The 11,335-nt window shown below is 71.0% G+C and carries 10 protein-coding genes and 1 pseudogene; 3 read left to right on the top strand and 8 right to left on the bottom strand.

Going from position 1 to position 11,335, the window contains the following annotated elements:
• On the top strand, positions 1-2,432 hold a 2,432-nt coding region (gene glgB, locus GKQ77_RS18530; protein ID WP_258021527.1), incomplete at its 5' end, for a 1,4-alpha-glucan branching enzyme.
• 10 nt (positions 2,433-2,442) lie between these two features.
• Here the strand turns inward: glgB and GKQ77_RS18525 are convergent.
• The 6 genes from GKQ77_RS18525 to GKQ77_RS18500 form a co-directional block, all read right to left on the bottom strand.
• Entirely contained in the window at positions 2,443-4,698 is a 2,256-nt protein-coding gene (locus GKQ77_RS18525) for a HelD family protein (protein ID WP_219689975.1), read from the bottom strand.
• Between the two features lie 182 nt (positions 4,699-4,880).
• Complete coding sequence (gene trxA, locus GKQ77_RS18520) at positions 4,881-5,213, bottom strand: thioredoxin (RefSeq protein WP_219689972.1); 333 nt, start codon at positions 5,211-5,213, stop codon at positions 4,881-4,883.
• Positions 5,214-5,226: 13 nt separating this feature from the next.
• Positions 5,227-5,619, bottom strand: a complete 393-nt coding sequence (locus GKQ77_RS18515; RefSeq protein WP_219689970.1) for a MerR family transcriptional regulator — start codon at positions 5,617-5,619, stop codon at positions 5,227-5,229.
• Between the two features lie 57 nt (positions 5,620-5,676).
• The gene (locus GKQ77_RS18510; protein WP_258021526.1) at positions 5,677-6,573 is read right to left on the bottom strand and encodes an NAD(P)-dependent oxidoreductase; all 897 of its coding nucleotides are present in this window, start codon (positions 6,571-6,573) and stop codon (positions 5,677-5,679) included.
• Between the two features lie 106 nt (positions 6,574-6,679).
• Positions 6,680-6,901, bottom strand: coding sequence for a DUF397 domain-containing protein (locus GKQ77_RS18505; protein ID WP_219689967.1), 222 nt, complete (start codon positions 6,899-6,901; stop codon positions 6,680-6,682).
• Entirely contained in the window at positions 6,898-7,686 is a 789-nt protein-coding gene (locus GKQ77_RS18500; protein ID WP_258021525.1) for a helix-turn-helix domain-containing protein, read from the bottom strand. Before GKQ77_RS18500 ends, GKQ77_RS18505 begins: the two co-directional genes overlap by 4 nt.
• On the opposite strand from GKQ77_RS18500, the gene GKQ77_RS18495 reads away from it, so the two are divergent.
• Positions 7,658-8,146, top strand: a complete 489-nt coding sequence (locus tag GKQ77_RS18495) for a glycosyltransferase (protein WP_219689962.1) — start codon at positions 7,658-7,660, stop codon at positions 8,144-8,146. The genes GKQ77_RS18500 and GKQ77_RS18495 overlap by 29 nt on opposite strands.
• Here the strand turns inward: GKQ77_RS18495 and GKQ77_RS18490 are convergent.
• Together GKQ77_RS18490 and GKQ77_RS18485 are read right to left on the bottom strand one after the other, a co-directional pair.
• Positions 8,133-9,173, bottom strand: a complete 1,041-nt coding sequence (locus GKQ77_RS18490; protein WP_308117709.1) for a phosphotransferase — start codon at positions 9,171-9,173, stop codon at positions 8,133-8,135. The two genes, GKQ77_RS18495 and GKQ77_RS18490, sit on opposite strands and share 14 nt — an antisense overlap.
• 287 nt (positions 9,174-9,460) lie before the next feature.
• Complete coding sequence (locus tag GKQ77_RS18485) at positions 9,461-10,087, bottom strand: mycothiol-dependent nitroreductase Rv2466c family protein (RefSeq protein WP_219689959.1); 627 nt, start codon at positions 10,085-10,087, stop codon at positions 9,461-9,463.
• A gap of 178 nt (positions 10,088-10,265) precedes the next feature.
• Between GKQ77_RS18485 and GKQ77_RS18480 the strand changes: the two are divergent.
• Positions 10,266-11,222, top strand: a pseudogene (locus GKQ77_RS18480) (glycoside hydrolase family 16 protein); the annotation flags it as partial.
• Positions 11,223-11,335 lie beyond the last annotated feature (113 nt).

Below are 11,335 nucleotides of genomic sequence, written 5' to 3'. Positions count from 1 at the left end.
CACCGGAACCGGATCCCGCCGAGCGGAAGGCACCGGCTCAGCGGAAGGCACCGGCACCAGCACCGGCACCGGCACCGGCACCGGCACCGGCTCAGCGCACAGCGAAAGCGACCAAGGCGGCCAAGGCGGCGAAATCCGCGAAGTCCCCGAGGACCCCACAGGCTCAGCGGACCCCGCGTGCCCCGCGGAAGGCGGCCGCGAAGACGCCCCCCGAGCCGCGCCCCGTGGCCGTCGCCGCGTCGCCCGTCCCCGAGGAGGACCGCGTCCGCCTCCTGGCGGGCACCCACCACGACCCGCACGGCGTGCTCGGGGCCCATCCCGTCACCGGCGGCATGGCGTTCCGGGCGCTGCGGCCCTACGCCAAGGCGGTGGCCGTCGTCGCCGAGGACCTGCGCGCCGAACTGCGCGACGACGGCGACGGGTTCTTCTCTGTGGTGCTGCCCCTGGAGGCCGCGCCCGAGGGCTACCGGCTCCACGTCACGTACGAGGACGCGGAGCTGGAGATCCACGACGCGTACCGCTTCCTGCCCTCGCTCGGCGACTTCGACCTGCATCTGATCGGCGAGGGCCGGCACGAGCGGCTGTGGGACGCGCTGGGCGCCCGGCCGATGGTCCACCAGGGCGCGACCGGCACCCGCTTCACGGTGTGGGCGCCGAACGCCCGGGGCGTCCGGGTCGTCGGCGGCTTCAACTTCTGGGACGGCACCGGCTTCCCGATGCGCTCGCTCGGCGGCACCGGCGTCTGGGAGCTGTTCGCCCCCTCGGTCGGCGAGGGCGAGCTGTACAAGTTCGAGATCACCCGGGCCGACGGTTCGAAGACGCTGCGCGCCGACCCGCTGGCCCGCCGCACGGAGACCCCGCCCGCGAACTCCTCCGTCGTACACGAATCGCACCACGAGTGGCACGACGAGGCATGGCTGGCCCGGCGCGCCGAACGCCCCGCCCACGAGGCGCCGTTTTCGGTATACGAGGTGCATCTGGCGTCCTGGCGACCCGGTCTGACGTACCGCCAGCTCGCCGAGCAGCTGCCCGCCTACGTCGCCGACCTGGGCTTCACGCACGTGGAGCTGATGCCGGTGGCCGAGCACCCCTTCGGCGGCTCCTGGGGCTACCAGGTCACCGGTTTCTACGCGCCGACCGCCCGCCTCGGCACCCCCGACGACTTCAAGTACCTCGTGGACGCGCTGCACCGGGCCGGGATCGGCGTTCTGATGGACTGGGTGCCCGCGCACTTCCCGCGCGACGACTGGGCGCTCGCCGAGTTCGACGGGCGGCCCCTGTACGAGCACGAGGACCCGGCCCGTGCGGCGCACCCCGACTGGGGCACCCTGGAGTTCGACTACGGCCGCAAGGAAGTACGTAACTTCCTCGTCGCCAACGCCACTTACTGGTGCGAGGAGTTCCACATCGACGGTCTGCGCGTCGACGCGGTCGCCTCGATGCTCTACCTCGACTACTCCCGCGAGCACGGCCAGTGGACGCCGAACGCGCACGGCGGCCGCGAGAACCTCGACGCCGTCGCCTTCCTCCAGGAGATGAACGCCACGGTCTACCGGCGCTGCCCCGGCGTCGTCACCATCGCCGAGGAGTCCACGGCCTGGGACGGCGTGACCCGTGCCACCCACCACGAGGGCCCGGGCGGCTTCGGCGGGCTCGGCTTCGGCCTGAAGTGGAACATGGGCTGGATGCACGACTCCCTCGACTACGTCTCCAAGGAGCCCGTGCACCGCAAGCACCACCACCACGAGATGACGTTCTCGATGGTGTACGCGTACAGCGAGAACTACGTCCTCCCCATCTCCCACGACGAAGTCGTCCACGGCAAACGGTCGTTGGTCTCCAAGATGCCCGGCGACTGGTGGCAGCAGCGCGCCACCCACCGTGCCTACCTGGGCTTCATGTGGGCCCACCCCGGCAAGCAACTCCTCTTCATGGGGCAGGAGTTCGCGCAGGGCGCCGAGTGGGCGGAGGGTCACGGCCCGGATTGGTGGCTGCTCGACCCGGCGTACGGCGCGGAGGCCGATCACCGGGGCGTACGGGACCTGGTCCGCGACCTGAACACCGTCTACCGGCGCGAGGGCGCCCTGTGGGAGCGCGACACGGACCCCGGCGGTTTCGCCTGGGTGGAGGGAGACGCCGCCGAGGACAACGTCTTCGCCTTCCTGCGCTATCCGGACGAGGGCGGGGGCGGGACCCCGCTGCTCGCCGTCTCCCACTTCTCACCGGTCGTGCGGCACGCCTACCGCCTGGGCGTGCCGGACGAGTTCGCCGCCTGGCAGGAGGTCCTGAACACGGACGAGGCCCGCTACGGCGGCGGCGACGTCACCAACCCCGACCCGCTCAAACCGGAGCCGGTGGCGTCCCACGGCCGTCCCGCGTCCCTGCGGCTGACCCTGCCTCCGCTGGCCACGGTATGGCTGCGCCCGGCGTGACCTCCGCCTGCTAGGCCTGCTCGGCGCGCTCGGCCTGCTTGAGCGCCGGGGGAAGCTCCTCGGTGTACAGGATGCCGAGCCGCTGGGTGGCGCGGGTCAGGGCCACGTACAGGTCGCTCGTGCCGTAGCGCGCCGGCTCGACGACCAGGACCGTGTCGAACTCCAGGCCCTTGGCCTGCCGCGGGTCGATCAGCACGACCGGCCGCGTCAGGTCCGGGGCCTGCCCGGCCGCCACGCCGGGGAGCCGGGCGGCGAGCCCCGCGTGCAGGTCGCGCGGGGCGATCACGGCGAGGCGGCCCTCCTCACGGGCCTCGGCCGCCACCGCGTCGGTCACGGCGGCGGCGAGGTCGTCGGCGCGGCGCGCCCAGGGACGTACGCCCGTGGACCGCACCGAGCTGGGCGGCCGGAAGTCGGGGTTCCCGGCGGCGCGCGGCACCTCGGCCGCCACGTCCATGATCTCCACGGGCGTGCGGTAGTTGACGCCGAGCCGGGTGTACTCCCAGCGGTCCTCGACGTACGGCCGCAGGATGTTCTCCCACGAGCCGCAGCCGCCGGCCTCCGCGGTCTGCGCGGGGTCGCCGACGAGCGTCATGGAGCGGGTCGGGCAGCGCCGCATGAGCAGCCGCCAGGCCATCGCGGACAGCTCCTGCGCCTCGTCGACGATGATGTGCCCGAACGCCCAGGTGCGGTCGGCGGCCGCGCGCTCGGCGGCGCTGCGGTGGTCGGCCTCCTCCTGCCGCTCGGCCATCCGCTCGGCGTCGATGATGTTGTGCGCGAGCAGGACCTCGGCGTCGTCCTCGTCCTTGTCCTCGAACTCGTGCGTCCGCGAGGCCCGCGACACGTCCAGGACGCCCTGCGCGTACGCGATCTGCTTGGCGCGCTCTGCCTCGGCCGCGGCCCGCTCGGCGCTGTCGTCGTGCCCGAGCAGTTCGGCCGCCTCGTCGAGCAGCGGGATGTCGGCAGCCGTCCAGGGCGCGCCGCGCGGCCTGCGGATCGCCTTGGCGTCCTGCTCGTCGAGACCGGTCGGCTCCTCCAGGAAGTCGGTGACGAAGCCCTGCGGGGTCAGCGTCGGCCACAACTCCTCGATGGCCGCGTGGACTTCGGGGCTGGCGGCGATGGCCTTGCCGAGCTGGGCGATGTCGTCGGGGCCCAGGAAGTTGGGGCCGCCGTACGGGTCGTGGCCGATGCGCTCGGCGAGCTGCCCGGTGAGCGCGTCGATGATCCGGAACGCGAAGTAGGGGCGGCCCAGGTTGTGCGGCACGTCCGCCTCGCGGGCCGCGTCCCGCGCCTCATAGGCGATCGTCCAGTCCAGGATCAGATCGCCGTCGTCATGCGGGATGACGAGCGGCTCGCCCGGCTCGGGGATGCGCTGGCGGTCGCGGACCGCCCTGGCGAGCACGTCGGCCATCTCGGCGCGGCCCTTCACCTCGGCCGCCTCCGGGCTATCGGTGCCGGTCGCGCGCACGCCGGGGAACAGCTCGCCGACGGTCGAGAGCAGGACGCCGGTCTCGCCGAGCGCGGGCAGGACCTCGCCGATGTAGCCGAGGAACGCCGGGTTCGGGCCGACGATCAGCACGGCCCGCTTGGCGAGCAGTTCCCGGTGCGCGTAGAGCAGGAAGGCCGCGCGGTGCAGGGCCACGACCGTCTTGCCGGTGCCGGGGCCGCCCTCGACGACGAGGACGCCCCGGTGCGGGGCGCGGATGATGCGGTCCTGCTCGGCCTGGATGGTCCGCACGATGTCGTGCATGCGGCCGGTGCGCGCCGAGTCGAGCGCGGCGAGCAGCACCTCGTCGGCGTCGGCGGCCTCGTGTCCGGTGCGGGTCGTGTCGCCGAGGTCGAGGATCTCGTCGTGCAGGGCGGTGACCTCGCGGCCCTTGGTGGTGATGTGCCTGCGCCGCCGCAGACCCATCGGCGTATGGCCCGTCGCGAGATAGAAGGGGCGCGCGACATCGGCGCGCCAGTCGATCACCAGCGGGGTGCGCCGGTCATCGGACGCGCGGATTCCGATGCGTCCGATGTGGTGATCGCGGCCGTCGCGGAATTCGAGCCTGCCGAAGCAGAGGCCGTTCTCCCCCGCGTCGAAGGCGGCGAGCAGACCGGACTGCTCCGCCACCATCACATCGCGCTCCAGGCGCGCCTGGAGACCGTTGCCCACCTGCGACAACGACGTCTGCACGGCGGCTTCGGCCTCCTCGCGCAGCGCGTCCAGACGCGCGTACAGCCCGGAGACGAATTGCTGCTCTTCCCGCAATTCCTCGGTTGACAATTCAGCCCCTTGCCAGTTACAGTGCTCGTATAAAGCTTTTCGCAGAGCTGCCGCCATGTCTTATGGATGCGCCTATAGGCGAGGCCTCGCGAAAGAATCCAATATACGCAGAGAAATGCCCCGGACGTCAATTCGTCCGGGGCATTTCTCTGCTCTGTGCCCGTTGCGTCACGCGCCCCGCGTCAGAGCACGTCGGCCAGTTCCGCGAGGAGCTTGCGCTTGGCCCGGGCGCCCACCATCTGCTTCACCGGCTCACCGCCCCTGAACACGATCATGGTCGGCGCGGAGAGCACCTGGTACGCGATCGCGGTCGCCGGGCTGCGGTCCACGTCCAGCTGCACGATCTTCAGCCGGTCCGCCTCCTCGCGGGCCAGCTCGCTCAGGACCGGCGCCAGCTGCCGGCATGGCCCGCACCAGTCCGCCGTGAACTCCACGAGCACCGGACGGTCCGGCTCCCGCAGCACCTCCCCCTCGAAATCCGCGTCCGTCACCTCGGCGACGCCTGCTGCCTTCACCTGCCCACACTCCTCATCCCGTCAGTTCGCACCGCGGCTCCGGGCCGCTCGGAAGCACCGCCTCGGCGCGCGTCAACTGCGCACCGACGTGCGCGCGGACCGCGTTCAACTCGCCGATCAGCGCGTCGAGTTCGGTGAGCTTGCGGCGGTACACGGCGAGCGACGCGGGGCACGAGTCGCCCTCCGGGTGACCGGAGCGCAGACACTCCACGAAGGGCCGCGTCTCCTCCAGGTCGAACCCGAAGTCCTGAAGGGTCCTGATCTGCTCCAGGAGCCGTACGTCGTCCTCGTCGTACGTGCGGTAGCCGTTGCCGGTGCGCCGCGCGGGCAGCAGCCCGCGGGACTCGTAGTAGCGCAGCGTCCGCGTGGTCGTCCCCGCGCGCGCCGCGAGCTCGCCGATTCGCATGCCTCGACGGTAATCGTTGACGTGGGCGTCAAGGCCAGGGGCTTTTCCCGGCGGGGGTCAGGCCGGCTTGCGGATGCCCTCGATCGTCGCCGTCCAGGTGTCGGCGCCGTGCCCGAGGTCGACCGCCCTGCGGGCCGCCGCGAGGACGCCGCGCAGCGCGGTGGCGTCCAGGCCGCGGTGCTCGGCCGCGTGGACGATGTGCTCGATACCCTCGGCCTCCATGGCGAGGTTGTCCATGACGCCGGGGTAGGTGCCCGCGTCGATGTCGGCGGCGGTGTGCTCGACGGAGCTCGCCACGAGCGCCACGTTGGCCTTCAGGAAGGGGACGAGGGCGGCGGCCTGCACACCGTCCCGGGCGGCGAGGGCGAAACCGTGGACCAGGCCGTGCATCGCGGTCCAGAAGAAGTCCAGGACGGAGAGGTCGAAGACGGCGGCGAGACCGTGGTCCTCGCCGACGTAGGCGCTCTGCCCGCCGAGCGCCTTGAGGGTCGCCTCGTACTTCTCGTAGGCGGACCGCGAACCACTGTGGAAGACCAGCGCGTCCGGCGTCCCGATCATCGGCACCGGCACCATGACGGCCCCGTCCAGATAGTCGACACCCAACTCGGCGGCGCGCGCGGCGGCCTCGCGGGCGCGCTCCGGGGTGTCGGAGGTGAGGTTCACCAGGACCCGCCCGGCGAGGTCGGCGGCGGTCACCTGATCGAGGATCGTCCGCACGGCGTCATAGTCGAGCACGCATACGACGACGACCTCCCCGGCGCGGACGGCGTCGGCCGGCGTGGCGGCGAGGGAGGCCCCACGGGTGACCAGCTCATCGCCCTTGCCGGGCGAGCGGTTCCAGACGGTGGTGGGATGCCCCGCTTCCAGAAAAGCCCCGGCGAGGGCCTGCCCCATGGAGCCGAGGCCGAGGACGGTGACGGTGGGGAGGGGATCGAGGGCGTTGCGCTCAGTCATGATCCCCATGCTCGGCGGGCCCCCAACTCCCCACAAGTACCGACTATTTAGTCAGGTACGCACCGGGAGGTAAGTGTGGGTGACGGCCGTCGTTCGCAGGGCACGGTCAGAGTTCTCCGGCGATCACGCCTTCGCGGAAGGCGGACCACTCGGATGCGGTGTAGCGCATCGGCTCCAGGTCGGGCCGCTTGGAGTCCCGGACGGCCTTGCCGCCGCCCGGGAGATCGGTGACCTCGACGCAGTTGCCTTCTCCGCCACTGGCGGACGCCTTGCGCCAGGTGGCGGCGGAGAGGTCGTACGCGTAGAGCTCCGCCTTGGTATGGGTCACGTGCTTCTGCCTTCTTCCATCTCTTTGATCAGTGCCAGGGAGTCATCCACCGACATCGCGGCGGCGACGATTCTCTCGAAGGCCCCGGCGAACGTCTTCACCGCCCCGACGCCTTCGACGTAGGTGTTCCCCATCAGGCTCTCAACGAGCACGACATCAGGGGTGGGGCCGGGGAAGTTCACCACGGTGAAGCCGCCGCCGGTGCCTGGGTGCGGGGTCGCGTTCAGTGGCATGACCTGGATGGTGATGTTGGGCATCTCCGCGACGTCCAGGAGTCTGCGCAGTTGTTCCCGCATGGTCGCCGGACGGACCGCGAAGCGCTGATGGAGCACGCCCTCGTGGATGACCGCCCAGATCTCCAGGGGGTTCTCGGGCCTGGACAGCACGGCCTGGCGAGCTTGACGGACTTCAACCAGCGCCGCGACTTCCTCGGGGGTGCGGGTCAGCGCGTTGGCGGCAATGGTCTCGCGGGCGTACGCGGCGGTTTGCAGCAGCCCCGGAATGAGCATCGGGGTCCACTCGCAGATCCGTTCGGCGTCGCTCTCCAGCGAAATGTAATCCGCGTACGCGGGGGTGACGACCCCGCTGTACGTCTGCCACCAGCCCTTTTTACCCGCATCCCGGGCCAGGTTCTCCAACGCGGTGAACACGTCCGCCTCGCTGACACCGTACGCCTTGAGGAGGTCGGTCACCGCTTTGGGCTGGATTTGCTGCTTGGCGTTCTCAATCTTGGAGAGCTTCGGGACCGTCCACCCCATGGCGGTGGCCGCGTCCTCCAGCGTCATCCCGGCGTCGTTGCGACAGGGCGCCGCCCTGCTCCACCAGATCATCGAGCACATGCCCGCCCAGCGATTCACGTTGGTCGAAGGCTGGTGGGACACCTCCGGCGACTTCGCCGCGTATCCGAACGTCTCCTATGTGTCCCGCACCTACGACATGACCCCCCTCTACACCGGCCACCGGCTGCTGCTGGTGCCCTCCACGGTCGGGGACGCCTTTCCCCGCGTCGTCATCGAGGCCGGACTGCATGGCCTGGCGAGCCTGGGCACCGACCGTGGCGGGATCCCCGAAGCGATCGGCGGCGGAGGACTCCTCCTGTCCGGGGATGCCGGTGCGACGGCGTGGGCGGCCGCCATCGAGGCCGCACCGGATTCGGAGATGGGTAAGCGGGCCCGCGAGCACGCCGCCCGTTTCACCCGGCCATGCCTGCCCGAGCTCCAGGCGGCCGGCGTCATCCCGTCATAGCTACCTGGACCTCGTCCAGGCGGCCCGTCCACCAGTGCAGCAGGGCCTCGTCGTCCAGGAACAGATCATCGAAGCTGTCATCGCCGCGCTTGTAGTGGAAGCACAGCTGCCAGAAATCGGTCATCCGCTTCCACCACAGCCGCCGCACCCCGTCCGCCAGGTCCTCGGCAGACAGATCGATCACTCTGCGGTAGCCGGAGACAAAGGCGCTCACCCGCTCCAGGTCGAAGCGGCCCTCGACGCCGAACTGCACCTGGGCGGTCCGCGTGACCTCTTCGGCGTACGGGCGCACGCGCAGGCGGTCCCAGTCCAGGACGGCGGCCACATGTCCCTGACGCCACAAAATGTTGCGGTACTGGAAGTCTCCGTGCGTCCAGCCGTACGGACCCGCCGGCACTTCACCCAGCGGATGGAGGTCGCCGTACTTCCCCAGCAGCTGTTTGCGCGCTTCCATCGCCTCGGCAACGGAACGGTCGAACGCGGTGGGGTCATCCAGGGCGGTGACGGTGGCCAGATAGCGGTCTGCCGCCGCCACTGCCTTCGCCGCACCGGTGACCTCTGCCACAGGAGGGACGGCGGGGACCGGCGCGGGGGCGTTCTCAGCCAGAGCCCGGTGGATGCGGGCGAGCTGTTCGCCCAGCAGGGCCACCTGGTCCAGGGGGAGGTCACTGCCACGTACGTGGGCGCCGTCCACCCACTCGATCACGCAGTAACCGCGGCCGTCGATCTCGGCCACCGTGTCCCCGCTGGTGTTGACCAGCGGAGTGCACACCGGGATGCCGTCCGTGGCCAGCGCTGACAGCGTCCCCAAATTGCGTCGGACGGTCCCCGGCGGCACATCGATGATCTGCTTCACCGCGAAGCAGCCCCGGCTGGTACTGATGCGCCAGTTCCGGTTCATCAGTCCGTCCGCCAGATACTGCGGCGCCTCGGTGATCTCGCCGAGGTCGAAGGCATGGGTGACCGCCGCAAGATCCCTGTCGAGGGCATTCTCCGGAACTTCGTTCGCTGCATCGAGGGCGGTCACTCGCCGCAGGATACGCCGTCCATCCCGGTACAAAACAACCGTCACTCAGACCCGTCCAGCCACCGCAGGCCACTGCCCCGCAGCCCGCTACTCCGCTCGGCGAATGGTCGGCAGACCGCTGACCTGGGCCCGAAGAGCGACACTGCGACAGTGCTGGCAGTGCCGGAAGCGCAGCGAGATCACCGCATGCGTGGTCGGGCTGCGTCGGCAGCGGCCAGCGTAGGCAGCGGCCGGCGTAGGCCGAGCAATGGGCGCGGCGGTGTACGGCGTCTCGCGCGCATGGATCATCAGCCGAAGTCCACCGCCCCGTAAGGCCGCTTGAGCTCATGGAAGCTCTTCACCCCGGCCATCAGCACCACCCCGTCCCACAGCCGCCCGGCCGCCTCGCCCCTGGGGGCCGGTGAGACGACCGGGCCGAACAGTGCCCCCGCTCCCTCCACCGCCAGTACCGGCGTGCCGACGTCCTCGCCCACCAGTGCCATGGCCGCCTCGTGCGAGGCCCGCACCACGGGGTCGTACTCCGTGGTCATCGCCACGGCCTCCAGCTCCGCGGGGAGCCCCGCCTCGGCGAGCGCGGCCGTCATGCCCGACCAGTCCTGGCGCTCGTGGAGGCGCGCCCCGAGTGCGTCGAAGTACCGCCCGAGAGCCGCGTTCCCGTGCCGCTCGCCCACCGCGGCGCACACCCGCCCGTGCGCCCTCATGTACTCCCCGTACAGCCCCTCCGGGTCCTCCGGGTCGACGTCCAGGCCCTCGTTCAGGACCGCCAGGCTCATCACCCGCCACCGCACGGTGATGCCCCGCACCCGCTCCACCTCGCGCAGCCAGCGCGAGGTGATCCACGTGTAGGGGCAGACCGGGTCGAACCAGAAGTCCGCGCTCACTCCGGTGGGGCTCGGGTTTTCTGTGGCGTTCACTCATCTACCGTACTGCGGGGGCTAGTTGGGTACGTGCAGGCACCGTGGCGGACCGTCGTCTTCGGGAAGTTGACGCACCGCGGCCATTGACGCGCCGCCCGGCCACAACTACAAAACCAGCAGCACCACTCTGAGAGCGCTCTCACCGTCACACTCCCATCCCCCACGGAGGTGCCCGATGAGCACGACCCCCGCAACCACCGCCCGGCACGCCACCCGGCACGCCACCCCGCTGCTGGCCGCACTGGCCGCCGTCGGCCTGCTCGGGGCGCTGATGGTGCCCGGCACGGCGCGCGGTGACGTGCCGGCGCGCGGTCCCGGCTGGACGCTGAAGTGGAGCGACGACTTCAACGGGCCCGCCGGTGCCGCGCCCTCCGCCGACAAGTGGCAGGTCGACCTCGGCCACAACTACCCGGGCGGTCCCCCCAACTGGGGCACCGGCGAGATCCAGGAGTACACGAACTCCCCCGACAACCTGAGTACCGACGGAGCGGGCAATCTGCGGATCACCCCGCGCCGGAACGCCTCGGGCAAGTGGACATCCGCGCGGATCGAGACGAGGCGCGCCGACTTCAAGGCTCCCCCGGGCGGCACGCTGGCGATCGAGGCCCGCATCCAGATGCCGAACGTCACCGGCGACAAGGCGCTCGGCTACTGGCCCGCGTTCTGGGCGCTCGGCTCGCCCTACCGCGGCAACTACCAGAACTGGCCCTCCATCGGCGAGTTCGACGTCATGGAGAACGTGAACGGCATCAACGCGGTCTGGGGCGTGCTGCACTGCGGTGTGAACCCGGGCGGCGACTGCAACGAGACCCAGGGCCTTGGCGCGAGTCGCCCCTGCCCGGGGGCGAGCTGCCAGTCGGCGTTCCACACGTACCGCTTCGAGTGGGACAGGTCGGTGACCCCGAACCAGTTGCGCTGGTACGTCGACGGCCAGCAGTTCCACACTCTGCGCCAGGACCGGTTCTCGGCGAAGACGTGGGCCGACATGACCTCCCACCAGGGGTACTTCATCCTGCTGAACGTGGCGATGGGCGGCGGCTTCCCGAACGGCGTCGCGGGCCGTACGACACCGACGCCTGCGACGGAACCGGGGCACCCGATGCGGGTCGACCGCGTGGCGGTGTGGACGCGGCCCTAGCGCGAGTCGGTCGCGGCGCCGCGACCTAGTGACCGTCACCGGTGGAGGCCAGCAGGGCCGCGCGGAGCCAGTTGTCGGCGGCGCCGGGGGTCGGCTCGGGCGGGGCG

Source organism: Streptomyces anatolicus, from assembly GCF_019400875.1.
GTDB lineage: Bacteria > Actinomycetota > Actinomycetes > Streptomycetales > Streptomycetaceae > Streptomyces > Streptomyces anatolicus.
The sequence above is the reverse complement of the archived record's forward strand: the minus strand, read 5'-3'. Positions and strand labels throughout refer to the sequence as shown.